The sequence below is a fragment of the Streptomyces sp. IMTB 2501 genome, assembly GCF_001953885.1.
Lineage (GTDB): Bacteria > Actinomycetota > Actinomycetes > Streptomycetales > Streptomycetaceae > Streptomyces.
The window spans coordinates 1-23499 of sequence record NZ_MQUS01000054.1 but is presented as its reverse complement, the minus strand read 5'-3'; the positions used below and the strand labels follow the sequence as shown (position 1 = coordinate 23499).

At 71.8% G+C, this 23499-nt stretch carries 22 protein-coding genes; 14 read left to right on the top strand and 8 right to left on the bottom strand.

Features of this window, described 5'->3' with window-relative positions; genetic code table 11:
* Positions 1-112 precede the first annotated feature (112 nt).
* Positions 113-610, top strand: coding sequence for a DUF6099 family protein (locus tag AV521_RS44330; protein WP_179023862.1), 498 nt, complete (start codon positions 113-115; stop codon positions 608-610).
* Positions 611-629: 19 nt separating this feature from the next.
* Here the strand turns inward: AV521_RS44330 and AV521_RS49925 are convergent, their stop codons facing one another.
* Positions 630-776 carry a hypothetical protein gene (locus AV521_RS49925; RefSeq protein ID WP_179023860.1) on the bottom strand — a complete coding sequence of 49 codons (147 nt, stop codon included), beginning with the start codon at positions 774-776 and terminating at the stop codon, positions 630-632.
* A 236-nt stretch (positions 777-1012) separates the two neighbouring features.
* Here AV521_RS49925 and AV521_RS44325 point away from each other — a divergent pair, with 236 nt between their 5' ends.
* A complete protein-coding gene (locus AV521_RS44325; protein WP_076097610.1) occupies positions 1013-1936 on the top strand; it encodes an LLM class F420-dependent oxidoreductase in 924 nt (307 codons plus the stop codon).
* A gap of 114 nt (positions 1937-2050) precedes the next feature.
* Here the strand turns inward: AV521_RS44325 and AV521_RS44320 are convergent, their stop codons facing one another.
* Positions 2051-3217 carry an alanine--tRNA ligase-related protein gene (locus tag AV521_RS44320; RefSeq protein ID WP_076097609.1) on the bottom strand — a complete coding sequence of 389 codons (1167 nt, stop codon included), beginning with the start codon at positions 3215-3217 and terminating at the stop codon, positions 2051-2053.
* 640 nt (positions 3218-3857) lie between these two features.
* Between AV521_RS44320 and AV521_RS44315 the strand changes: the two genes are divergently transcribed.
* The 6 genes from AV521_RS44315 to AV521_RS44290 all read left to right on the top strand — a co-directional run bounded on the left by AV521_RS44315 (position 3858) and on the right by AV521_RS44290 (position 12728).
* The gene (locus AV521_RS44315) at positions 3858-4595 is read left to right on the top strand and encodes a hypothetical protein (RefSeq protein ID WP_256725982.1); all 738 of its coding nucleotides are present in this window, start codon (positions 3858-3860) and stop codon (positions 4593-4595) included.
* 81 nt (positions 4596-4676) lie between these two features.
* Positions 4677-6179, top strand: coding sequence for a 3' terminal RNA ribose 2'-O-methyltransferase Hen1 (locus AV521_RS44310; RefSeq protein ID WP_076097608.1), 1503 nt, complete (start codon positions 4677-4679; stop codon positions 6177-6179).
* Positions 6176-8740, top strand: a complete 2565-nt coding sequence (locus AV521_RS44305) for a polynucleotide kinase-phosphatase (protein WP_076097607.1) — start codon at positions 6176-6178, stop codon at positions 8738-8740. Before AV521_RS44310 ends, AV521_RS44305 begins: the two co-directional genes overlap by 4 nt.
* Positions 8741-8854: 114 nt before the next feature.
* Positions 8855-10078, top strand: a complete 1224-nt coding sequence (locus AV521_RS44300; RefSeq protein ID WP_076097623.1) for an arginine deiminase — start codon at positions 8855-8857, stop codon at positions 10076-10078.
* A gap of 62 nt (positions 10079-10140) precedes the next feature.
* Complete coding sequence (gene argF, locus AV521_RS44295; RefSeq protein ID WP_076097606.1) at positions 10141-11169, top strand: ornithine carbamoyltransferase; 1029 nt, start codon at positions 10141-10143, stop codon at positions 11167-11169.
* A gap of 110 nt (positions 11170-11279) precedes the next feature.
* Positions 11280-12728, top strand: a complete 1449-nt coding sequence (locus tag AV521_RS44290) for an amino acid permease (protein ID WP_076097605.1) — start codon at positions 11280-11282, stop codon at positions 12726-12728.
* Here AV521_RS44290 and AV521_RS44285 read toward each other — a convergent pair.
* Positions 12685-13140, bottom strand: coding sequence for an ATP-binding protein (locus AV521_RS44285; RefSeq protein ID WP_076097604.1), 456 nt, complete (start codon positions 13138-13140; stop codon positions 12685-12687). The two genes, AV521_RS44290 and AV521_RS44285, sit on opposite strands and share 44 nt — an antisense overlap.
* 293 nt (positions 13141-13433) lie before the next feature.
* Here AV521_RS44285 and AV521_RS44280 point away from each other — a divergent pair, with 293 nt between their 5' ends.
* The 3 genes from AV521_RS44280 (at position 13434) to AV521_RS44270 (ending at position 17210) form a co-directional block, all read left to right on the top strand.
* Positions 13434-14261: an enoyl-CoA hydratase family protein gene (locus tag AV521_RS44280; RefSeq protein ID WP_076097603.1), complete on the top strand. Its 828-nt coding sequence runs from the start codon at positions 13434-13436 to the stop codon at positions 14259-14261.
* Positions 14262-14373: 112 nt separating this feature from the next.
* A complete protein-coding gene (locus AV521_RS44275) occupies positions 14374-16680 on the top strand; it encodes a bifunctional salicylyl-CoA 5-hydroxylase/oxidoreductase (RefSeq protein ID WP_076097602.1) in 2307 nt (768 codons plus the stop codon).
* Between the two features lie 29 nt (positions 16681-16709).
* Positions 16710-17210, top strand: a complete 501-nt coding sequence (locus AV521_RS44270) for a hypothetical protein (protein WP_143658758.1) — start codon at positions 16710-16712, stop codon at positions 17208-17210.
* Positions 17211-17216: 6 nt separating this feature from the next.
* Here AV521_RS44270 and AV521_RS44265 read toward each other — a convergent pair whose 3' ends face one another.
* Together AV521_RS44265 and AV521_RS44260 are read right to left on the bottom strand one after the other, a co-directional pair.
* Positions 17217-18029, bottom strand: a complete 813-nt coding sequence (locus AV521_RS44265; RefSeq protein ID WP_076097600.1) for a PaaX family transcriptional regulator C-terminal domain-containing protein — start codon at positions 18027-18029, stop codon at positions 17217-17219.
* 15 nt (positions 18030-18044) lie between these two features.
* On the bottom strand, positions 18045-19637 hold the full coding sequence (locus AV521_RS44260) for an AMP-binding protein (RefSeq protein WP_076097599.1): 1593 nt from the start codon (positions 19635-19637) through the stop codon (positions 18045-18047).
* 241 nt (positions 19638-19878) lie between these two features.
* On the opposite strand from AV521_RS44260, the gene AV521_RS44255 reads away from it, so the two are divergent.
* Both AV521_RS44255 and AV521_RS44250 read left to right on the top strand, forming a co-directional pair.
* Positions 19879-21009, top strand: coding sequence for an acyl-CoA dehydrogenase family protein (locus AV521_RS44255; RefSeq protein WP_076097598.1), 1131 nt, complete (start codon positions 19879-19881; stop codon positions 21007-21009).
* Positions 21006-21404: a RidA family protein gene (locus tag AV521_RS44250; protein WP_076097622.1), complete on the top strand. Its 399-nt coding sequence runs from the start codon at positions 21006-21008 to the stop codon at positions 21402-21404. The genes AV521_RS44255 and AV521_RS44250 overlap by 4 nt, the downstream gene beginning before the upstream one ends.
* 41 nt (positions 21405-21445) lie before the next feature.
* Here AV521_RS44250 and AV521_RS44245 read toward each other — a convergent pair whose 3' ends face one another.
* Positions 21446-21640, bottom strand: a complete 195-nt coding sequence (locus AV521_RS44245; RefSeq protein WP_076097597.1) for a DUF5999 family protein — start codon at positions 21638-21640, stop codon at positions 21446-21448.
* A gap of 235 nt (positions 21641-21875) precedes the next feature.
* Here AV521_RS44245 and AV521_RS44240 point away from each other — a divergent pair, with 235 nt between their 5' ends.
* Entirely contained in the window at positions 21876-22301 is a 426-nt protein-coding gene (locus AV521_RS44240) for a DUF6299 family protein (RefSeq protein WP_076097596.1), read from the top strand.
* Between the two features lie 66 nt (positions 22302-22367).
* On the opposite strand, the gene AV521_RS44235 is transcribed toward AV521_RS44240, so the two are convergent.
* Positions 22368-22571, bottom strand: coding sequence for an acyl-CoA carboxylase epsilon subunit (locus AV521_RS44235; RefSeq protein ID WP_076097595.1), 204 nt, complete (start codon positions 22569-22571; stop codon positions 22368-22370).
* A 41-nt stretch (positions 22572-22612) separates the two neighbouring features.
* On the bottom strand, positions 22613-23499 hold an 887-nt coding region (locus AV521_RS44230), incomplete at its 5' end, for an acyl-CoA carboxylase subunit beta (RefSeq protein ID WP_305965226.1).

Below are 23499 nucleotides of genomic sequence, written 5' to 3'. Positions count from 1 at the left end.
ACAAATTTCCCCTCACCTCTGGCTTTTCGTCCCACGCGCCCTCACTCTGGGTAGTGGACAGGGAAGTTCGCCAAAGCGTGCGGGGAAGCACGCGGAAGGACGGGGGCGACGCATGGATGCGATACGGCTGATCCTCACGAGCAGGCGCGCCCTGGCGGGCGCCGCCGACGCGGGCGAGATCATGGCCGAGGTGTGGCAGGCGCAGGCCCTGGCCCAGGCCATCGGCAGCAGGCTCGCCGTCTCCGGTCCGCCGGAGCTGCGCGGCGAGGCGCTCGGCCTGACCGAGCTGGCCGGCCGGGGCTGCGGAGTCCTGGACCCGCCCGAGATAGGCCTGGGCGATCTGCGCGCCGCCCAGCTCACCGAGCTGGACGACGCCCGCGAGACCCTGCTCTGCCTCGGGGGTCTGCTCGGCGAGGTCGGCATAGCCCTGGTCGGCATGGCCAGCACCGCGGCCGACGAGACGACGTACTGGCAGTGCATGGAAGCCATCGACGCGGCCGACGAGTCCCGCGACCGCGTCCTGGAGATGCTGCGCAAGCTGGCGGCACGGGAGGAGGCATTACACGAGCAGGAGAACGGCAACCAGAACAGCCCGTCGGGAGCCCTGTAGGCGAGGGCGACACGGCGGGTCAGCCCAGTTTGGTCTCCTCCGCACCGCTCTGACCGCCGTGCAGATCCGCCAACTCCGACAGATCCGCGTTCAACGCCGCCATCAGCTCTTCCATCTGCTCCAGCAGCCCCTTCGGCTGACCGGCAGAGCCACTCTCTTCGGACATGACGGCCTCCTCGGCCTCGGCCCCGCAGGGCCGGCGCGATGACGCGCGACGGCGGCCACCGTACGGCGCGGGTGCCGGTCGGTCCGGCTCCGACGTCCCAACGATCATCACCCGAGTGGGTCACTGCTCCGCGCCTCAGCCCCGGGCCCCCGCAGGCGATTTTCACCCGACAGGGGACGGCCCTGCCGGGAGGTACCGGCGAGGTTGACGGGGTGGCCGGCGTGCAGGATAGATGTATGGACCTTCGAATCTTCACCGAGCCCCAGCAGGGGGCCACCTACGACACCTTGCTCACCGTGGCGAAGGCCACCGAGGATCTTGGTTTCGACGCCTTCTTCCGCTCCGACCACTACCTCCGCATGGGTGGCTCCGACGGTCTGCCCGGGCCCACGGACGCCTGGATCACGCTGGCCGGCCTGGCCCGCGAGACCAAGCGGATCCGCCTCGGCACGCTGATGACGGCCGGAACGTTTCGGCTGCCCGGCGTGCTCGCCATTCAGGTCGCCCAGGTCGACCAGATGTCCGGCGGCCGGGTGGAGCTGGGCCTCGGCGCGGGCTGGTTCGAGGAGGAGCACAAGGCGTACGGCATCCCGTTCCCGAAGGAGAAGTTCGCGCGGCTGGACGAGCAGCTCGCGATCGTCACCGGGCTGTGGGCGACCGAGGTCGGCAAGACCTTCGACTTCCACGGCGCCTACTACGACCTGACCGAGTCCCCCGCCCTGCCCAAGCCGGCTCAGCAGAAGATCCCGGTGCTCATCGGCGGCCACGGCGCGACCCGCACACCACGGCTGGCCGCCCGGTACGCCGACGAGTTCAACATCCCGTTCGCCTCCGTCGAGGACAGCCAGCGGCAGTTCGGTCGGGTGCGTGCGGCCGCCGAGGAGGCCGGCCGCGGCGCGGACGCGCTGACGTACTCCAATGCGCTCGTCGTCTGCGTCGGCCGGGACGACCAGGAGGTCGCCCGGCGCGCCGCCGCGATCGGCCGTGAGGTGGACGAGCTGAAGGCCAATGGCCTCGCCGGTTCCCCGGCGGAGGTCGTCGACAAGATCGGCCGGTATGCCGAGATCGGCTCCCGGCGGATCTACCTGCAGGTCCTCGACCTCGACGACCTGGACCACCTGGAGCTGATCTCGGCCCAGGTCCAGTCGCAACTGTCGTAGCACGCACGGCACATGGCCGTGCCCCGCCCGCTCCCGCCCGCACGGCGCGCCGGAGCGGGCGGGGCGCGGTCGTCGCCATGGCCCCGCGCATCTCCGGCCGCGCCACGCCCGCCGTCAGTCCTGTCGCAGGCTCATGACCAGATCGCGGGGCAGTCCGTGAGTGTCGTGGAGGTAGTGGAAGTCCTCGTCCGTGAGCGGGCCGTGGAAGCGGTGCCGGGCGAGCACCTGCCGCCCGCGCTCCAGGAGCCGCCGGAACCGGCGCTCCTCGTCGAGCAGCAGACGGCGTACGCCGGCGGATTCCATGTCCTGCCGGAAGTGGTCGAGGGTGTGCGTGAGCAGCCCGTCCGGCAGATCGTGGAGACTGCGCGACGGATCGTCCCGCCACAGCACCGTGAGCACCCTGCGCACCAGGCGGCGCAGGACGTAGCCCCGCCCGGTGTTGGCCGGGCGGATCCCGTCGCCGATGACCACGACGGCCGAGCGCAGATGGTCGTAGACGAGGCGCAGCGATGGTTCGTCCAGGGGCCACAGAGGCGTTACGAGACGGCGCCAGGGGTCGAAGACATCACACTCGAACACCGAGGACCTGCCCTGGAGCAGCGAGGCCAGCCGCTCCACGCCCAGCCCGGTGTCGATGTTGCGCTGGGGCAGCGGCACGAGGGACCCGTCCTCCAGCCGGCGATGGCGCATCATCACGTGGTTCCACACCTCGACCCAGCGGTCGTCGCGCGTGGGCGTCGACCGGGGCGGGGTGTCGCCGGTCCACAGGAAGATCTCCGAGTCGGGCCCGCACGGGCCGACCGGGCCGTTGGACCACCAGTTGTCCTCCACCGTGAGCTCGACGGGAACACCGCGCTCCTGCCACACCCGCAGGGAATCGGTGTCCGGGCCGACCTGTTCGTCGCCGCCGAAGACGGTGGCATGCAGCAGGCCCGGGTCGATCCCCAGCCCCTCGGTGAGCAGCCCGTACCCCCAGTCGAGACTCCGTGGCCCCTCGTAGTCGCCGAGCGACCAGGTGCCGAGCATCTCGAACACGGTCAGATGGGTGGTGTCGCCGACCTCCTCCAGGTCCGTGGTGCGCAGACAGCGCTGCACGTTGACCAGCCGTCTGCCCAGTGGATGAGGGCGCCCCTCCAGATACGGAGTGAGCGGATGCATGCCGGAGGTGGTGAACAGCACCGGGTCACCGGGTGGTGGCAGGAGGGTCGAGCCGGTGATCCGGCGATGACCGCGCTCTTCGAAGTACTCGATGAACGTGCGGACTACACGCTCGGTGTCCATGAGGGTGGCTCCTTCGCGTCTTGGCGGGGGGAGGCACCGGAGAACGGGACCGCTCGGTCAGCGCACCGCGCAGGAAGGCGAGAACGCCACGGAGTCACACCGACGGGCCGTTTCCGGTCGCCGGTGGAGAGAGGGACGTCAGGCGGCGGCAACCGGCGAGCTGGTCGCTCGCGCGGTCGCGCTGATGCTTGGGCCGGTGACGTTCATGAGAGTGACGGTAGCGCGCCGGGGCCCCGGAGGCACACGAATTTCCCGCCGCGCAGCCCGCTCACCCCGGTCGGCCGTACGGCCGCCGCGGGTCACCGCGGACACCAGGCAGAACCGGGCCTGTCGAAGGAGCCGAAGTGGGTGTCGGCCAGGCCCGGTTCCTGTGGACAGCATGTGCCGGAACTGTGGGTTCCATCACGGCGCCCGTGATCCGGGCCTGATCGGATGACCCGGTGCGCAAAGTCCTTCCTCTCGCCCTCACCGGCCTGTTCGCCCTGTCGGCCTGCCAGTTCGCCGAGCACGACGACCGCGCCGGGGAGGCCGGCCGCCTCAACACCATGGCGGCGCTGCCGCTGCACGCCTACCTCCCGGACCCCGCGTCCGACGGCGCGAGGGCATCACCAGGGCCCAGTGGATCCTGGGGAAGCAGTGCATGGTCCGGCTGGGCTTCACCGGCTTCGCGGTGTTCGACACCAGGTCCGTCGAGTCGACCTACCCCGTCCGGCAGGGGACGTTCACGAGCCGGGACCTGCCCGGTGACGACAGCCCGTACGGCGTCGTCGACCCCGGCCTGGCGTCCGAGCGCGGCTACCACAACCGGACACCGGACGGCTCCGGCCGGCCGCAGGAGTGGCCCGCCGACCAGTACGCCGCCCTCACCGGCACCTTCGAGTCCGGGGACAGCCGTGTCGCGCACGGACATCCCATCCCCGAGGGCGGCTGCCTGGGCCAGGCGGCACGGAAGCTCTACGGCCCGCCGCCCCCGGCGACGAAGGTCAACGGCGTGAAGCTGTCCGGCTATTACTCGCTCGCCATGGAGCTCTGGTACACCTCCCACAAGGAAGCGAACAAGGACCCGGCCTGGAAGAAGGCCGACCGTGCCTGGTCGGACTGCATGAAGAAGAAGGGCTTCCGCTACTCCGACCCGGACAAGGCGTCCCTGGACTCCGACTGGTTCGCGCACGAGAAGCCGTCGGACAAGGAGCGGAAGACCGCGGCCGCCGACGCCCGGTGCAAGCTCGACACCGGCTACGTCCCGGCCGTGCACGCTCTCGAAGCGCGCAGCCAGAAGACCGCCATCGGCAGGAACAAGGAGAAGCTGGACGCGACGCGGGCGGCCGACGAACGGGCGATGCGGAAGGCCCGTACGATCATCGGCGACGCGTCATGAGCCACGACAGGGGAGAGACTTCATCAGGTGCGCGGGGAAAACCGGTGGTCAGCGAGGGCTGATACCGGAAGACTCGGACATGTGTTCCTGACGATCTCCACGCGCGGCGACGCCGCCCACCCGGCCACCGACCTCGGGTATCTGCTGCACAAGCACCCCGACAAGGCGCAGAAGTTCTCCACGTCCCACGGCACGGCGCACGTCTTCTACCCCGAGGCGGACGACCGGCGCTGCACGGCCGCACTGCTGCTGGAGATCGACACGCTCGCGCTGGTCCGGCGGGGCAAGGGCAAGGGCCGCGGCGGCGCGCCCGACGCGGCGCTCGCGCAGTACGTCAACGACCGTCCGTACGCGGCCTCCTCGCTGCTCGCCGTCGCGCTCAGCGGAGTCTTCTCCAGCGCCCTGCGCGGGGTGTGCACCGCCCGTCCCGAACGGGCCGCCGCCCCGCTGCCGCTGCGCATCGAGGTACCGGCGCTGCCCGCCCGCGGTGGCCCGGACCTCGTACGACGGCTGTTCGAGCCGCTCGGCTGGACGGTGACCGCCGACGCCGTACCGCTCGACGCGGAGTTCCCGCAGTGGGGTGACTCGCGGTACGTCCGTCTCGTCCTGGAGTCGGAGACGCTGACCCTCGCCGAGGCCCTGCGTCATCTGTACGTGCTGCTGCCGGTCCTCGACGACGCCAAGCACTACTGGGTCTCCTCCGACGAGGTCGACAAGCTGCTGCGGGCCGGCGAGGGCTGGCTGCCCGGCCACCCCGAGCAGCACCTGATCACCAGCCGGTATCTCTCCCGCCGCTGGTCGCTGACCCGGCAGGCCAGGGAGCGGCTGGAGCTGGTGCGGCTCGCGGAGGCCGACGACAGCGAGGTCGAGCAGATCGACAACGCGGTCCCGGAGGACACCGAGGCGACGGAGGCCGAGGAGGCCGCCGCGGACTCGGTGGCCGAGGAGAAGGCGACCCCGCTCGCCGTCCAGCGCAGGGAGGCGATCCTCGCCGCCCTGCGTGCCTCCGGCGCCGCTCGTGTCCTCGATCTCGGCTGCGGGCAGGGCCAGTTGGTGCAGGCGCTGCTCAAGGACGTGCGGTTCACCGAGATCGTCGGTGTCGACGTGTCCGTGCGGGCGCTCACCATCGCCGCCCGGCGGCTGAAGCTGGACCGCATGGGGGAGCGGCAGGCCGCCCGCGTCGAGCTCTTCCAGGGCTCGCTCGCCTACACCGACAACCGGCTCAAGGGCTACGACGCCGCCGTGCTCAGCGAGGTGATCGAGCACCTCGACCTGCCCCGGCTGCCCGCCCTGGAGTACGCCGTGTTCGGGCACGCCCGCCCGCGCACGGTCCTGGTGACCACCCCGAACGTCGAGTACAACGTCCGCTGGGAGTCCCTGCCCGCCGGACACGTCCGGCACGGTGACCACCGCTTCGAGTGGACCCGCGAGGAGTTCCGCACCTGGGCGGCGACGGTCGCCGAACGGCACGGATACGACGTGGAGTTCGTACCCGTCGGGCCGGACGACCCCGAGGTCGGACCGCCCACCCAGATGGCCCTGTTCCACCGCGACGACACCGGGAAGGAGGCGAAGGCAGCATGACCGAGAACCGCACGGGACGGACCCTCCCCGTCACCGACCTCTCCCTCGTCGTCCTCGTCGGCGCCTCCGGCTCCGGCAAGTCCACTTTCGCCCGCCGGCACTTCAAGCCGACCGAGGTGATCTCCTCGGACTTCTGCCGAGGCCTCGTCTCCGACGACGAGAACGACCAGAGCGCGACCCGGGACGCCTTCGACGTCCTGCACTACATCGCCGGGAAGCGGCTGGCCGCCGGCCGCCGCACCGTCGTGGACGCCACCAGTGTGCAGCAGGACGCCCGGCGTCAGCTGATCGAGCTGGCCAGGAAGTACGACGTGCTGCCCATCGCCATCGTGCTGGACATCCCGGAGGAGGTGTGCGCCGAGCGCAACGCGGCCCGCACCGACCGCGCCGACATGCCCCGCCGGGTCATCCAGCGGCACATCCGCGAACTGCGGCGCTCCCTCAGGCACCTGGAGCGCGAGGGCTTCCGCAAGGTGCACGTCCTGCGCGGGGTCGAGGAGGCCGAGAGCGCCACCGTCGTCACCGAGAAGCGCTTCAACGACCTGACCCACCTCACCGGCCCGTTCGACATCATCGGCGACATCCACGGCTGCGCCGCCGAACTGGAGTCGCTGCTGGCCAAGTTGGGCTACGCCGACGGTGTGCACCCCGAGGGCCGTACCGCCGTGTTCGTCGGCGACCTGGTCGACCGCGGCCCGGACACCCCGGGCGTGCTGCGCCGCGTGATGACCATGGTCGGGACGGGCAACGCGCTGTGCGTGCCCGGCAACCACGAGAACAAGTACGGCCGTCACCTCAAGGGCCGCAAGGTCCAGCACACCCATGGGCTCGCCGAGACCATCGAGCAGATGGAGGGCGAGAGCGCGGAGTTCAAGGACCAGGTCCGGACGTTCCTGGAAGGACTCGTCAGCCACTACGTCCTCGACGGCGGCAAGCTGGTCGTCTGCCACGCCGGCCTGCCCGAGAAGTACCACGGCCGCACCTCCGGCCGGGTCCGCTCGCACGCCCTGTACGGCGACACCACTGGCGAGACCGACGAGTTCGGGCTGCCGGTGCGCTACCCGTGGGCGGAGGACTACCGAGGCCGCGCCGCAGTGGTCTACGGCCACACCCCGGTCCCCGAGGCGACGTGGCTGAACAACACCATCTGCCTGGACACCGGCGCGGTCTTCGGCGGCAAGCTGACCGCGCTGCGCTGGCCGGAGCGCGAACTGGTCGACGTACCGGCCGAGCGGGTCTGGTACGAGCCGACGCGCCCGCTGCGCTCCGAGGCGCCCGGCGGTCAGGACGGCCGGCCGCTGGACCTGGCGGACGTGTACGGCCGCAGGGCCGTGGAGACCCGGCACGTGGGCAGGGTGGTGGTCCGGGAGGAGAACGCGGCGGCGGCCCTGGAGGTCATGAGCCGTTTCGCGACGGACCCGCGTCTGCTGCCGTATCTGCCGCCGACCATGGCCCCGACGGCGACTTCGCACATGGAGGCCCGCGGCGGGGCCGCTGATGGACACTTCCTGGAGCACCCTGCCGAGGCCTTCGCGCAGTACGCGGCGGACGGCGTCGGGCGGGTCGTGTGCGAGGAGAAGCACATGGGCTCGCGGGCCGTGGCCCTGGTGTGCCGGGACGCGGAGGCGGCACGCAAGCGCTTCGGAGTGGAGGGCCCCACCGGGTCCCTCTACACCCGTACCGGGCGCCCGTTCTTCGACGACGAGACGGTGACCGAGGAGATCCTCGGCCGGCTGCGCTCGGCGATCTCCGAGTCCGGCCTGTGGGACGAACTCGGCACCGACTGGCTGCTGTTGGACGCCGAGCTGATGCCGTGGTCGCTGAAGGCGTCCGGGCTGCTGCGGTCGCAGTACGCGGCCGTCGGTGCCGCCTCCGGCGCGGTGTTCCCGGGTGCGCTGGCCGCCCTGGAGGCCGCGGCGGCGCGCGGTGCCGACGTGGGCGGACTGCTGGACCGGCAGCGGGAGCGCGCCTTTGACGCGGCCGCGTTCACCGCCGCCTACCGCCGCTACTGCTGGACCACGGACGGCCTGGACGGCGTACGCCTGGCGCCCTTCCAGCTGCTGGCCGTCCAGGGGCGCAGCCTCGCAGCGCTGCCGCACGACGAGCAACTGGCCCTGATCGACCGGCTGGTGGAGCACGACGGCACCGGACTGCTGCAGACCACCCGGCGGCTGTACGTCGACACCGGCGACCCGGAGTCGGTGCGCGCGGGCGTCGACTGGTGGCTGGAGATGACCGGCCGCGGCGGCGAGGGCATGGTGGTCAAGCCGGTCGGCGCACTGGTCCGGAACAAGGACGGCCGGCTGGTGCAGCCCGGCATCAAGTGCCGGGGCCGCGAGTACCTGCGGATCATCTACGGTCCCGAGTACACCCGGCCGGACAACCTGGCGAGGCTGCGGCAGCGGTTCCTGAACCACAAGCGGTCCCTCGCCCTGCGTGAGTACGCCCTCGGCCTGGAGGCCCTGGACCGGCTCGCGGACGGGGAGCCGCTGTGGCGGGTGCACGAGGCGGTGTTCGGGGTGCTGGCCCTGGAGTCGGAGCCGGTGGACCCACGGTTGTGAGACCGGCCGGCCGTATACGCGCCCTTCCTGTTCTCGTCAATGGGACGAGAACAGGAAGGGGCGGAAACGGTCGAGAAGGGCGTGAAGACGGGCGGCTACGGCCAGGATGGAGGCATGGCATACCACGTCGACTCCGAGGCCGGGCGGCTGCGCCGCGTGATCCTGCACCGGCCCGACCTTGAGCTCAAAAGGCTCACCCCCAGCAACAAGGACGCCCTCCTCTTCGACGACGTGCTGTGGGTGCGCCGGGCGCGCGCCGAGCACGACGGGTTCGCCGACGTCCTGCGGGACCGCGGAGTCGCCGTCCACCTCTTCGGCGACCTGCTGGCCGAGACCCTGGAACTGCCCGAGGCCCGCACGCTGGTCCTCGACCGGGTCTTCCACGAGAAGGAGTACGGCCCCCTCGCCACCGACCATCTGCGCGCCGCCTTCGCCGCCCTGCCCGCGCCCGAGCTGGCCGAGGCGCTCGTGGGCGGCATGACCAAGCGGGAGTTCCTGGAGGCGCACGCGGAGCCGACCTCGGTCCGCTTCCATGTGATGGACCTCGACGACTTCCTCCTCGGCCCCCTCCCCAACCACCTCTTCACCCGCGACACCTCCGCCTGGATCTACGACGGGGTCGCCATCAACGCGATGCGGCTGCCCGCCCGCCAGCGCGAGACCGTCCACTTCGAGGCGATCTACCGCCACCACCCGCTGTTCCGCGACGAGACGTTCCACGTCTGGTCCCAGGGGCAGGCCGACCACCCCTCCACCATCGAGGGCGGCGACGTCCTGGTGATCGGCAACGGCGCCGTCCTGGTCGGCATGAGCGAGCGCACCACCCCGCAGGCCGTGGAGATGCTCGCCCACAAGTTGTTCGCGGCCGGCTCGGCCCGCACGATCGTCGCGCTCGACATGCCCAAGCGGCGCGCCTTCATGCATCTCGACACCGTGATGACCATGGTCGACGGCGACACCTTCACCCAGTACGCCGGGCTCGGCATGCTGCGCTCGTACACCATCGAACCGGGGGTCGGCGAGAAGGAGCTGAAGGTCACCGATCATCCGCCGGAGCACATGCACCGCGCGATCGCCGCCGCCCTCGGCCTCGGCGAGATCCGGGTGCTGACCGCCACCCAGGACGTGCACGCAGCCGAGCGCGAGCAATGGGACGACGGCTGCAACGTGCTCGCCGTCGAGCCGGGCGTCGTCGTCGCCTACGAGCGCAACTCGACGACCAACACACACCTGCGCAAGCAGGGCATCGAGGTGATCGAGATCCCGGGCAGTGAGCTGGGCCGGGGCCGCGGCGGCCCCCGGTGCATGAGCTGCCCCGTGGAGCGAGGCGCCGTATAAAAATGTGAAAGTTCGTATAGACTTCCAGGGTCCCTGTAGTCTTAGCGCATCTGGAGCCCCCCATGGCGACAGTCCCGACCGCCCTCGCCGGCCGCCACTTCCTCAAGGAGCTGGACTTCACCGACGAGGAGTTCCGCGGCCTGGTCGAGCTGGCCGCCGAGCTGAAGGCCGCCAAGCAGGCCGGGGCCGAGACGCAGCACCTGCGCGGCAAGAACATCGCGCTGATCTTCGAGAAGACCTCGACGCGCACCCGCTGCGCGTTCGAGGTCGCCGCCGCCGACCAGGGCGCCCACACCACCTACCTCGACCCGGCCGGCTCGCAGATCGGGCACAAGGAGTCCGTGAAGGACACCGCCCGGGTCCTCGGCCGGATGTTCGACGCCATCGAGTACCGCGGCCACGGCCAGGGCGTCATCGAGGAGCTGGCCACCTACGCCGGGGTCCCCGTCTACAACGGCCTCACCGACGAGTGGCACCCCACCCAGATGCTCGCCGACGTGCTCACCATGACCGAGCACACCGACAAGCCGCTGGCCGAGGTCGCCTTCGCCTACCTCGGCGACGCGCGCTACAACATGGGCAACTCCTACCTGGTCACCGGCGCTCTGCTCGGCATGGACGTACGGATCGTCGCGCCCAGGCTGCTGTGGCCGGACGAGACGATCATCGAGCTGGCCCGGCAGCTCGCCGCCGCCTCCGGCGCCCGGATCGCCCTCACCGACGACGTGAAGGAGGGCGTGCGCGGGGTCGACTTCATCGCCACCGACGTGTGGGTGTCGATGGGTGAGCCCAAGGAGGTCTGGGACGAGCGCATCGCGCTGCTCGGCCCGTACGCCGTGACCATGGACGTCCTCGCCGCCACCGGCAACCCGGACGTGAAGTTCCTGCACTGCCTGCCGGCCTTCCACGACCTCGGCACCGCCGTCGGCCGCGAGATCCACGAGCGGCACGGGCTCACCGAGCTGGAGGTCACCGACGAGGTGTTCGAGTCCGAGCACTCCGTCGTCTTCGACGAGGCCGAGAACCGCATGCACACGATCAAGGCGGTCCTCGTGGCCACCCTGGCGGGTACCTCACACAGCGTTGCCTGACCCGCGTCACCAGGCCTTATCCTGGCCGGCGGCCCGGCACCACCCCTGCCGAGGCCGCCGCCGCGACTGCATCACGGTCGCCCGCACCACCAGAAACGAGCACCACCCGCATGCCCGCTCCCCGCATCAAGTCCCCGCATCTGCTGGTCGCCGAATCCGGCGCCGACCGCGAGGGACACGGCCTGAAGCGCACCATGGGCCTCTTCCAGCTCATCTGCTTCGGCGTCGGCGCCATCGTCGGCACCGGCATCTTCGTCGGCCTCTCCGACTCGGTCGCCCAGGCCGGTCCTGCCGTCGTCGTCTCCTTCGTCCTCGCCGCGATCACCTGCGTCTTCACCGCGTTCTCCTTCGCGGAGCTGGGCGGCGCGATCCCGGTCTCCGGCTCCTCGTACTCCTTCGCCTACGCCGGACTCGGCGAGTCCACCGCCTTCCTGGTCGGCTGGTGCCTGCTGCTGGAGTACGGCATCTCGATCTCGGCCGTCGCCGTCGGCTGGAGCCAGTACGTCAACGAACTGCTGCACAGCCTCACCGGCTGGCAGCTCCCGGCCGCGCTGTCCGCCGGTCCGGGCGACGGCGGGATCGTGAACCTCCCCGCCGTGATCGTCATCGCCATGGCCTCCGTGCTGCTGGTGCGCGGGGTGCGCGAGAGTGCCCGGGCGACGGCCGCCATGGCCGCCGTGAAGCTGGTCATCCTGCTGGCCTTCTGCGCCATCGGTTACAGCGCCTTCAAGCACGGCAACCTCACCCCGTTCTCGCCGGCCGGCCTCGGCGGCATCGGCGCGGGCACCACCGCCGCGTTCTTCTCGTACATCGGCTTCGACGCGATCACCACGGCCGGCGAGGAGGCGAAGAACCCGCGCCGGGACATCCCCGTAGCGATCATGGTCTGCATGGGCCTGGTGACCCTGCTGTACTGCGCGGTCGCGGTCGCCGCGATCGGCGCCATCGGCGGCAAGCAGGTCGCCGGCCGCCCCGCGGCCCTGTCCTACGTCGTCAACGAGGTCACCGGCTCCACCGTCGGCGGCGGTGTCATCGCCTTCGGCGCGGTCGTCGCCATCGCCTCGGTCGTCCTCGCCGTGATGTACGGCCAGACTCGCATCCTGATGTCGATGTCCCGCGACGGACTGATCCCGCGCGTCTTCGAGAAGGTGAACCCGAAGACCTCCACCCCGGTCGCCGGCACCCTGATCGTCGCCGTCGTCTTCGCGCTCCCCGCGGCCTTCGCCTCCCTCGACGCCGTGATGAACCTGTGCACCATCGGCACGCTCGCCGTCATGGCCGTCGTCAACATCGTGGTCATCGCCCTGCGCCGCCGCGAACCGGGCCTCACCCGCAGCTTCCGCGTGCCCCTCTACCCCGTGGGCCCGCTGCTCGGCGTCGCCTTCTGTCTGTATCTGATGTACGAGACCGGCTGGCAGACCTGGCTGCAGTTCGCCGTGTTCCTCGTGGTGGGCCTGCTCATCTACGCCGGCTACGGCCGCCGGCACTCCACGCTGGCCACGGCGGCCCCCGAGGTCACGCCGAGCGCCGCCGCTGAGCGGGAACCACAGGCAGTCTGAACCACACCGCCTTGCCCGACGGGGTGGGGCGGTGCCCGCAGGACGAGCTGAGGGCGCGGATCAGCAGCAGCCCGCGCCCGCCCTCCTGCCAGAGGTCGGGCTCCTCGATCACCGGGCGGGCCAGATGGCCGGGCGGCGCCGGGTCCCCGTCGTGCACCTCGACCCGGCAGCCGGTCGGCAGCAGCTCCACCACCAGCTCTATCGGGCCGCGCCCGGCGGTGTGCTCCACCGCGTTGGCCACCAGCTCCGCCGTGAGCAGCTCCGCGGTGTCGCAGTCGGCGGTGTGCTCCACCTCGGCCAGGGCCGTGCGCACCAGGGCGCGGGCCACGGGCACCGCCGCCGCGGTGTGCGGCAGCGCGATGCGCCAGGAGGCCGATTCGGTGGGGCGTTCGTGCAAGGCGAGTCCGTTCATGGAGCAGGCTGTCCTGCTTTCGACTAGGAATGGTACGGGCCCGGCCACAGAGGCCGTGGACAGGCTTCGCCCGGGTCCTTCGGCCCGGTACCGAGCGGCTTACCCCGGCGAACGACCCGCCTCGCCTGCCCGTGCCCACTGTTACGGCGCTGTCGAGGACCGGTGACGCATGTGACCGGACTCGGCCAATCCGGCCGACGTCTGTCGCGCTCTCGTGACGACAGTCACAAACAAGTGATAACTTCATGGGACAGCGCAACGTACGGCATCGCCGCCCTAGGAGGCCGCACGTCATGAGTCCCTTCACCGGCTCCGCCGCCCGCACCTCCGACTGGGAGCACCTACGGGTCCAGCTCGCCGACGGGGTCGCCACCGTCACCCTCGCCCGTCCCGACAAACTCAACGCGCTCACCTTCGGCGCCTACGCCGACCTGCGCGACCTGCTCGCCGAGCTGTCCCGGGAGCGCGCCGTACGTGCCCTGGTGCTGGCCGGTGAGGGACGGGGCTTCTGCTCCGGCGGCGACGTCGACGAGATCATCGGGGCCACCCTCGCCATGGACACGGCCCAGCTGCTCGACTTCAACCGGATGACGGGCCAGGTCGTACGGGCGATCCGCGAGTGCCCGTTCCCGGTGATCGCCGCGGTGCACGGAGTGGCGGCGGGCGCCGGAGCGGTCCTGGCCCTGGCGGCCGACTTCCGGGTGGCGGACCCGAGCGCCCGCTTCGCCTTCCTCTTCACCCGCGTCGGCCTGTCCGGCGGCGACATGGGCGCGGCCTATCTGCTGCCCCGGGTCGTCGGCCTCGGCCACGCCACCCGTCTGCTCATGCTGGGCGAACCGGTCCGGGCCCCCGAGGCCGAGCGCATCGGCCTGATCAGCGAACTGACGGAGGAGGGCCACGCGGACGAGGCGGCGGCGTCGCTGGCCCGCCGCCTCGCCGACGGCCCCGCCCTGGCGTACGCCCAGACGAAGGCATTGCTGACGGCCGAGCTGGACATGCCCTTGGCGGCCTCGATCGAGCTGGACGCCTCGACCCAGGCATTGCTGATGAACGGCGAGGACTACGCCGAGTTCCACGCGGCCTTCACGGAGAAGCGCCCGCCGAAGTGGCAGGGGCGGTGACCATGGAAGCCGACCTGAGGACCGAAGGGGCGCGGAGCTGCATCGATACGCGGCCCCGCCGCGACGGGGGTCCCCCGCCAGAGCGAAGTCGAGAGTGGGGGTGCGACAAGCCATGACGAACCCACAGTCGCGAACGACACGCCACCACCCCCTCCGGGTGGCGATCGTCGGCGGCGGCCCCGGCGGTCTGTACGCGGCGGCGTTGCTGAAACGCCTGGACCCGACCCGCGACATCACGCTCTGGGAACGCAACGCGCCCGACGAGACCTTCGGCTTCGGGGTCGTCCTCTCCGACGAAACCCTCGGCGGCATCGAACATGCCGACCCGGTCGTCTACGAGGCCCTGCAAAGCGACTTCGTCCGCTGGGACGACATCGACATCGTCCACCGCGGCGTCACGCACCGCTCCGGCGGTCACGGCTTCGCCGCCCTCGGCAGGCGCCGTCTCCTGGAGATCCTGCACAACCGCTGCCACTCACTCGGCGTGAAGATCAACTTCCGTACCGAGGCCCCCGACCCGGACGCCCTTTCCTCCGAGTACGACCTCGTCATCGCCGCCGACGGTGTGCGCAGCACCATCCGCGAGACCTACGCCCATGTGTTCCGTCCCCGGGTGACCGAACACCGGTGCCGCTACATCTGGCTCGCCGCCGACTTCCCCTTCGACGCCTTCCGCTTCGAGATCGCCGAGACCGAGCACGGCGTCATGCAACTGCACGGCTATCCTTATGCGGCCGACTCCTCCACCGTGATCGTCGAAATGCGCGAGGAGGTCTGGAAGGCGGCGGGATTCGACGAAGTCACCCTGCCCGAATCCATCGAACGCTGCGCCAAGACCTTCGCCGAAGCACTCCGCGGCCGCCCCCTGCGCTCCAACAACTCGGCCTGGACGACCTTCCGTACGGTGGTCAACGACCGCTGGTCGCACGGCAACGTCGTCCTCCTCGGCGACGCCGCGCACACCGCCCACTTCTCCATCGGCTCCGGCACCAAGCTCGCCGTGGAGGACGCGCTGGCCCTGGCCGCGTGTCTCCAGGAACAGCCGGACGTGGCCGGTGCGCTGGCGGCCTACGAGGAGGAGCGCAAACCCGTCGTCGCCTCCACCCAGCGCGCCGCCCGGGCCAGCCTCGAATGGTTCGAGAACCTCCCCCTGTACCTCCAGCAGCCGTCCCGCCAGTTCGCCTTCAACCTGCTCACCCGCAGTCGCCGCGTCACCCATGACAACCTCCGGCTGCGCGACGCCCACTTCACCGAGGCGGTCGAGCGCGAGTTCGGCTGCCCGCCCGGCACACCCCCGATGTTCACCCCGTTCCGGCTGCGCGGCCTGACCCTGCGCAACCGGGTCGTGGTGTCCCCGATGGACATGTACTCCGCGACCGACGGCCTTCCCGGCGACTTCCATCTGGTGCATCTCGGCGCCCGCGCCCTCGGCGGGGCCGGGCTCGTCATGACCGAGATGGTGTGTGTCAGCGAGGAGGGCCGCATCACGCCGGGCTGCACCGGTCTCTACACCGGCCGGCAGGCCGAGGCATGGCGGCGCGTCACCGACTTCGTGCACACCCAGGCGCCCGGCACCGCGATCGGCGTACAGCTCGGCCACTCCGGCCGCAAGGGCTCCACCAAGCTGATGTGGGAGGGCATCGACGAGCCGCTGGCCCACGGCAACTGGCCCCTCGTCGCCGCCTCCCCGCTGCCGTACAAACCCGGCAGCCGGACCCCGCGCCAGCTCTCCCGGGCCCAACTCACCGACATCCGTGAGCAGTTCACGGCCGCCACCTGGCGGGCCGCGCGGGCCGGCTTCGATCTGCTGGAACTGCACTGCGCGCACGGCTATCTGCTCTCCGGCTTCCTCTCCCCGCTCACCAACCGGCGCACCGACGCCTACGGCGGCTCGCCGGAGCGGCGGCTGAGGTTCCCGCTGGAGGTCTTCGACGCCGTACGCGCGGTGTGGCCGGCCGAGCGGCCCATGACGGTCCGTATCTCGGCCACGGACTGGGCCGAGGGCGGTACGACCGCCGAGGACGCGGTGCGGATCGCCCGCGCCTTCGCCGCGCACGGGGCGGACGCGATCGACGTCTCCACCGGGCAGGTCGTGGCGGAGGAGCGGCCGGAGTACGGGCGGTCGTACCAGACGCCGTTCGCCGACCGCATCCGGCACGAGGTGGGGGTCCCGGTGATCGCCGTCGGCGCGATCTCCTCCTGGGACGACGTCAACTCCCTGATTCTCGCCGGGCGTACGGACCTGTGCGCGCTGGCCCGTCCGCACCTGTACGACCCGCACTGGACGCTGCACGCGGCGGCCGAGCAGGGGTACGAGGGGCCGGGTGTCGGCTGGCCCGCGCCCTACCGGGCGGGCAGCAGGCCCCCGCAGACCGGCCGCACGGACGCCCCGAAGCCCCGGCTGACCCTGGACGGCTGATTGTCAGTGCCGTCTGCTGTACTCGGCCCGTGAGCGTGATTTTCGAGTACTTCTGGGTCGCCGACCGGGACGCGGCGGTGGAGTGGGCGATCGGTCCGGGCGGGGACTGGCTCGGCGAGCGGCCACGCGACGAGGCGGGTGTGGACCGGCTCGACGTGAAGCGGATCGATGCGCACGTGGTGCTGGGCCGGCTGGTCGCGTTCGCGGAGGCCGGGTCGTCAGACAGCGGCACCGGACCGCAGCAGGTGTGGCCCGACCCGGACAAGGTGCCCTGCCCCCATGAGACGTACCCCCTGGCCGGGACCGCCTGGGACAGCGGGCTGATCCTTGAGCACATACCGGAGAGCTGGCGGGACACGCTCGCCGGGGTCGTGGCGGACGCCGTGCCGATGCTCGCACTCCAGTGGTGCGACATCGCGGAGATGAGCTGGGACTACGAGGAAGCGGCGGACTGCGTGCGCATGTTCGTCGGCCTGGCACAGCGGGCAAAGGCGGCCGGGGCGCAGCTGTACTGCCGGTTCTGCGCCTGACCCGCCTCACAGCCCCACGAACTCGGCCCCCGCGTCCCGCAGCCGCTCGTGCAGCCCCTGGAACACCTCCGCCGAGCGCACGCCCGGCCAGCCGGCCGGGAGCAGCTCGGTGGGCAGGCCGGGGTCGGTGTAGGGCAGATGGCGCCAGGAGTCGAGGGCGCGGAGGTAGTCCCGGTAGGCCTCCTCGGGCGGGGTGCCCGTACGGCGCTCCCAGGCGCGCAGCACCGGGGCGTGCGCGTCCAGGAAGCGCTCGTGCTCCTTGGCGATCGCGGCCAGGTCCCACCAGCGGGCGACCGCCTCGGCCGTAGGTGCGAAGCCCAGGTGCTCACCGCGGAAGAAGTCGACGTACGGATCCAGGCGCAGCCGGCGCAGCGTGTGCTGTGTCTCCTCGTAGAGGCGGGCGGGGGCGATCCACACCCCGGGAGCCGCCGTGCCGAAGCCCAGGCCCGCCAGCCGGGAGCGCAGCACATGCCGCTTCTGCCGCTCCGACTCGGGTACGGAGAACACCGCGAGCACCCAGCCCGCGTCCGCCACGGGCGCGGTCGCGTAGATCCGCCGGTCGCCGTCCTCCAGCAACTGGCGTGCGTCCGGAGAGAGTTCATAGCCGGCCGCGCCCTGCTCCGTACGGGCGGGCCGCAGCAGCCCGCGCCGTTTGAGCCGGGACACCGAGGACCGCACGGAGGGCGCGTCCACGCCGACCGCGGCCAGGAGCCGGATCAGCTCGGCGACGGGCATCGGGCCGGGCATGTAGCGGCCGTACGCGCCGTAGAGCGTGACGATGAGGGACCTGGGGGCGTGCTGCTCGGACACGTTGATCATTTTAGGTCGTCGGCGTCACCGCCGGTCACCTTCGTCGCGTAGCCGGAACCGCTGCAGTTTGCCGGTGGCCGTGCGGGGCAGGGCATCCAGGAAGACGAACTCGCGCGGACATTTGTACGGCGCCAGCTCCGCCTTGAGGAAGGCCCGCAGTGGCTCGGGGTCGCGCGGGACTCCCTCGCGCAGCACCGTGTAGGCCACGGCCACCTGTCCGCGCGCCTCGTCGGGCCGGCCCACGACCGCCGCCTCCACCACGTCCGGGTGGCGCAGCAGGGCGTCCTCCACCTCCGGTCCGGCGATGTTGTACCCGGCGGAGATGATCATGTCGTCGGCGCGGGCCACATAGCGGAAGTAGCCGTCGGGCTCGCGGACATAGGTGTCACCGGTGATGTTCCAGCCGTCGCGCACATAGCCGCGCTGGCGCGGATCGGCGAGATAGCGGCAGCCGACCGGGCCGCGCACGGCGAGCAGCCCGGGCTCCCCGTCGGGCACCGGTGCGCCGTGCGCGTCCTGCACCCGCGCCTGCCAGCCCGGCACCGCCACGCCCGTGGTGCCCGGTCTGATGGCGTCGTCGGCGGCGGACACGAAGATGTGCAGCAGCTCGGTGGCGCCGATGCCGTTGATGACGCGCACGCCGGTGCGCTCGTGCCAGGCCCGCCAGGTGGCCGCGGGCAGGTTCTCGCCGGCCGACACACAGCGCCGCAGCGACGAGACGTCGTGGCCGTCCAGCTCCTCCAGCATGGCGCGGTAGGCGGTCGGGGCGGTGAACAGGACCGAGACACGGTGCTCGGCGATCGCGGGCAGCAGCTGGCGGGCGCCCGCCTGCTCCAGGAGGAGGGAGCTGGCGCCGGCCCGCATCGGGAAGATCACCAGCCCGCCCAGGCCGAAGGTGAAGCCCAGCGGGGGGCTGCCCGCGAACACGTCGTCCTCCCGGGGCCGCAGCACATGCCGCGAGAAGGTGTCGGCTATGGCCAGCACATCCCGGTGGAAGTGCATGCACCCTTTCGGGCGACCCGTCGTCCCCGAGGTGAACGCGATCAGGGCAACGTCGTCGGCCGCGGTGTCGACCGCCGGGTACGGCGTGCCGGGCCCGGGACGGCCGAGGAGGTCGTCCGGGCCGTCCCCGCCGTACGTCGTGATCCGCAGCCCGGGGATGTCGGCCTTCGCCAGGTCGTCCACCGCCCGGATGTCGCACAACGCGTGCCGCACCAGAGCGATCTCGCACAGCGTGGCCAGCTCGTGCGGGCGCTGCTGGGCCAGCACGGTGACCGCGACCGCGCCCGCCTTCAGCACGGCCAGCCAGCAGGCCGCGAGCCAGGGCGTGGTCGGGCCGCGCAGCAGCACCCGGTTGCCGGGGACCACGCCCAGGTCGCCGGTGAGCACATGCGCGATCCGGTCGACGTGCGCCCGCAGCTCGCCGTACGTCCAGGTGGTGCCGTGCGGGGTGTGGAAGACCGGGCGGGCCGGGTCCGCGTGGTCCAGCAGCTCGGCGGCGCAGTTCAGCCGGTCGGGGTAGCGCAGCTCCGGCAGGTCGAACCGCAGCTCGGGCCACTCGTCCGGCGGTGGCAGATGGTCGCGCGCGAAGGTGTCGACGTGGGCCGAGCGATGCATGGCGGTTCGCCCCCTTGCCGTGACAAACGTCGAGACGGGCGTCGTGGTGGGCACAGGCGTCCTGGCGGGCACCCGTGTCCTGACCGGCACCCGCGTGCTGGTGGGCTCGCGGATCGAGCGTATCGCCTTGGTGACGGCAGTCAACCTTTCGCGATAACGTCGGGAGGTGACGGGGCATGCCCGAGGCCCCGGACGGCGACGGGAAGGGCCGTGGTGGCCCGTCCCGGAGGGAGGACCGGCAGTGCCCGCATTCTCGCTCGAACCGGAGCAGACCGCCTGGTGTGCCGAGCTGCGCACGCTGGCCGCCGAACGGCTGCGGCCGCTCGCCGACAAGGGCGAACCGGGACACGTCAACCGGCCGCTCCTTGCCGAACTCGGCCGACTCGGCCTCCTGGGGCGGCTGTTCACCTCCGGTGCGCTGGACCTGTGCCTGATGCGGGAGTCCCTCGCCCAGGCCTGCACCGAGGCCGAGACCGCCCTCGCCCTGCAGGGGCTGGGCGCCCATCCGGTGCATGCCCACGGCAGCCCCGCCCAGCGCGAGCGCTGGCTGCCCGCTGTCGCCGAGGGCAGCGCGGTCGCCGCCTTCGCGCTGAGCGAGCCGGGCGCCGGTTCGGACGCGGCCGCGCTCGCCCTCGCGGCGGAGGCGGACGGCGACGGCTGGCGGCTCACCGGCGAGAAGTGCTGGATCTCCAACGCCCCCGAAGCCGACTTCTACACCGTCTTCGCCCGCACCACCCCCGGCGCCGGCGCCCGCGGTGTGACCGCCTTCCTCGTCCCGGCCGACCGGCCCGGACTCACCGGCAACGCGCTGGAGATGCTCTCGCCGCACCCCATCGGCGCACTGGACTTCGACGCCGTCCCGGTCACCACCGCCGATGTTCTCGGCGAGACCGACCGCGGCTTCGCCGTCGCCATGGGCACCCTGAACCTGTTCCGGCCAAGCGTCGGCGCCTTCGCGGTCGGCATGGCCCAGGCCGCGCTGGAGGCCACCCTCGACCACACCGGCCGCCGCCAGGCCTTCGGCGGCCCGCTGCGGGACCTGCAGACCGTCTCCCACCAGGTCGCCGAGATGGCGCTGCGCACGGAGGCGGCCCGGTTGATGGTGTACGCGGCGGCGACGGCGTACGACGCGGGCGCCGCCGATGTGCCGGGACGCGCGGCGATGGCCAAGCTGCTCGCCACCGAGACCGCGCAGTACGTCGTCGACACCGCGGTCCAGCTGCACGGTGCCCGCGCCCTGCGCCAGGGCCACCTCCTCGAACACCTCTACCGCGAGGTGCGGGCCCCGCGTATCTACGAGGGCGCGAGCGAGGTCCAACGGGGCATCATCGCCAAGGAGTTGTACGCGAAGTCCGAGGAGGGGTGCCGGTGACGACCGAGCGCGTCAACCCGCCCGAGCTGTCCCCGCCCACGGGGTTCTCGCACGCCGTCGTCGCCTCCGGCTCCCGCGTGGTGTTCCTCGCCGGGCAGACCGCCCTCGACGCCGACGGCAAGGTCGTCGGCGACACGCTCCCCGAGCAGTTCGAACGGGCCCTCGGCAACCTCCTCGCGGCCCTGCGCGCGGCCGGCGGCACCCCCGCCGACCTCGCCCGGGTCACCGTCTACGCCACGGACGTCGCCGCGTACCGCGCCCACGCCGGACAACTCGGCCGCATCTGGCGGGAGTCGGCGGGCCGGGACTATCCGGCGATGGCGGTCGTGGAGGTCGTACGGCTGTGGGACCAGCGGGCGCTGGTGGAGCTGGACGGGTTCGCGGTGCTGCCGTAGGCCGCGCGGGCTCGCCGTACCGCCGTCGTGGGCGGCGGCGGTCAGGCCGCCACCGCGGGCCGGTCCGCCGGGACCCGGCACGGCGGGACCACGCTGCCGTCCGGGTGCAGTTCGCCGCTGTCGTCGAAGACGATCGAGCCGTCGCACAGCAAGGTCCAGCCCTGCTCGGGATGGGCGGCCACCGGGTGCCGCAGGGCGGGGCCGGACGCGGGGCACGAGGACTGGTTGGAGCACATGGCGCACCTCCACAGCGGGATGTGAGGGGCCGGCGGGTGCGGCCGCCGCCCGTCATACCCAGACCATGCTCTCGCCGTGAACGCCGCGGAACCGCCCACCGTGAAGCGTGACAACACCCGGACAACTCCCGGACGCTTCCATGACGCGCCACCGAAGGAGTGACGGTCACGCCCCGCGGCCCGGCCGCCCGGTACCAGTGGAAGCCCTCAGCACACCCCCACCGGGAGGTAGTCCATGCCAGCACGCTCCGCCCTCGCCGCGGCCCTCGGTGCCGCCGCCCTGCTGTGCGCCGCCGTCGCCCCCGCCGTCGCCGACCCGACCGAGTCCGTGACCATCGACAGGACCGGCCATGTCGCCAAGGACGGCACCATCACGCTCTCCGGCACCTACCGCTGCACCGGGGCCACCGGTATGGCCTTCGTCAGCTCCACGGTCAGCCAGGGCGACCGCACCTCGGTGTACCCCGTCGGCGGCACCGCCGCCCAGTGCGACGGCGCCGAGCACCGCTGGGAGAACACCAGCAAGATCTCGCCGAACCCCCTCAAGGCGGGCAAGGCCCATGTGCAGGTGACGGTCACGGAACTGCGCTCCGGCGGCCTGCTGTTGCTGCCGGCGTTCCACGCCGTCGAGGACCAGGACATCACGCTCGCCCAGGAGTGAGGGGCGGGTCCGCACCGAGCGGCCGGACGCGGGCAGTGCGCCCGGCCGCTCGGTGCGCGTACGGCGTCAGGAGCGCTGCCAGCTGTGCGGCGGGTGGAAGGCGTGCGGACGCCATGACGTGGGGCCGGGGGCGGCGGGCTCGGCGTCGGCGTCCGCGAGCGCGCCACGGCTGAGCAGCAGCACCGCGAGGGCGGCCAGCTCCTCCTCGGTGGCCTCGCCCTTCTCGACGCGGATCGGGGGCGAGAGGGGGGTGGTTGGGGACACGGACATGGGGACCTCCGTCACTGAGGGGCTGGTCACTGAGGGGACTGTCACTGCGGGGGATTGCCGTGCTTGCGGGCCGGGCGCTCGGCGTGCTTGGTGCGCAGCATCGCCAGCGCCCCGATGAGGACGGCGCGGGTGTCGGCCGGGTCGATGACGTCGTCGACCAGGCCGCGTTCGGCCGCGTAATACGGATGCATCAGCTCGGCTTTGTACTCCTTGACCAGCTCCGCCCGTACGGCCTCGGGGTCCTCGGCCTCGGCGATCCGCCGGCGGAAGATGACGTTCGCGGCGCCCTCCGCGCCCATCACCGCGATCTCGTTCGTCGGCCAGGCGTAGGTCAGATCGGCGCCGATCGACCGGGAGTCCATGACGATGTACGCGCCGCCGTAGGCCTTGCGGAGGATGACGCTGATGCGCGGCACGGTCGCGTCGCAGTACGCGTAGAGCAGCTTGGCGCCGTGCCGGATGATCCCGCCGTGCTCCTGGCCGACGCCGGGCAGGAAGCCGGGCACGTCGAGCAGGGTGACGATGGGGATGCTGAACGCGTCGCACAGCTGCACGAACCGGGCAGCCTTCTCGGACGCCTCGATGTCCAGCACACCGGCCAGGGTCTGCGGCTGGTTGGCGACGATCCCGACGACGTGCCCGTCGAGGCGGGCCAGTGCGCAGATGATGTTCCGCGCCCAGCGCTGATGGACCTCCAGGTACTCGCCGTCGTCGACGATCTCCTCGATCACCCGGGCCATGTCGTACGGCCGGTTGCCGTCGGCCGGCACCAGGTCCGCGAGCGCCGCACAGCGCCGGCCGGCGGGATCGTCGCAGGGCACCGCGGGCGGGTTCTCTCGGTTGTTGCGGGGGAGCAGCGAGAGCAGATACCGGACCTCCTCCAGGCAGGTCTCCTCGTCGTCGTACGCGAAGTGGCAGACGCCGGAGG

Coding starts and splice junctions, on each gene's coding strand:
- AV521_RS44330 (WP_179023862.1), top strand. CDS start 113: ATGGATGCGATACGGCTGATCCTCACGAGCAGGCGCGCCCTGGCGGGC.
- AV521_RS49925 (WP_179023860.1), bottom strand. CDS start 776: ATGTCCGAAGAGAGTGGCTCTGCCGGTCAGCCGAAGGGGCTGCTGGAG.
- AV521_RS44325 (WP_076097610.1), top strand. CDS start 1,013: ATGGACCTTCGAATCTTCACCGAGCCCCAGCAGGGGGCCACCTACGAC.
- AV521_RS44320 (WP_076097609.1), bottom strand. CDS start 3,217: ATGGACACCGAGCGTGTAGTCCGCACGTTCATCGAGTACTTCGAAGAG.
- AV521_RS44315 (WP_256725982.1), top strand. CDS start 3,858: ATGGTCCGGCTGGGCTTCACCGGCTTCGCGGTGTTCGACACCAGGTCC.
- AV521_RS44305 (WP_076097607.1), top strand. CDS start 6,176: ATGACCGAGAACCGCACGGGACGGACCCTCCCCGTCACCGACCTCTCC.
- AV521_RS44300 (WP_076097623.1), top strand. CDS start 8,855: ATGGCATACCACGTCGACTCCGAGGCCGGGCGGCTGCGCCGCGTGATC.
- argF (WP_076097606.1), top strand. CDS start 10,141: ATGGCGACAGTCCCGACCGCCCTCGCCGGCCGCCACTTCCTCAAGGAG.
- AV521_RS44290 (WP_076097605.1), top strand. CDS start 11,280: ATGCCCGCTCCCCGCATCAAGTCCCCGCATCTGCTGGTCGCCGAATCC.
- AV521_RS44285 (WP_076097604.1), bottom strand. CDS start 13,140: ATGAACGGACTCGCCTTGCACGAACGCCCCACCGAATCGGCCTCCTGG.
- AV521_RS44280 (WP_076097603.1), top strand. CDS start 13,434: ATGAGTCCCTTCACCGGCTCCGCCGCCCGCACCTCCGACTGGGAGCAC.
- AV521_RS44275 (WP_076097602.1), top strand. CDS start 14,374: ATGACGAACCCACAGTCGCGAACGACACGCCACCACCCCCTCCGGGTG.
- AV521_RS44265 (WP_076097600.1), bottom strand. CDS start 18,029: ATGATCAACGTGTCCGAGCAGCACGCCCCCAGGTCCCTCATCGTCACG.
- AV521_RS44260 (WP_076097599.1), bottom strand. CDS start 19,637: ATGCATCGCTCGGCCCACGTCGACACCTTCGCGCGCGACCATCTGCCA.
- AV521_RS44245 (WP_076097597.1), bottom strand. CDS start 21,640: ATGTGCTCCAACCAGTCCTCGTGCCCCGCGTCCGGCCCCGCCCTGCGG.
- AV521_RS44240 (WP_076097596.1), top strand. CDS start 21,876: ATGCCAGCACGCTCCGCCCTCGCCGCGGCCCTCGGTGCCGCCGCCCTG.
- AV521_RS44235 (WP_076097595.1), bottom strand. CDS start 22,571: ATGTCCGTGTCCCCAACCACCCCCCTCTCGCCCCCGATCCGCGTCGAG.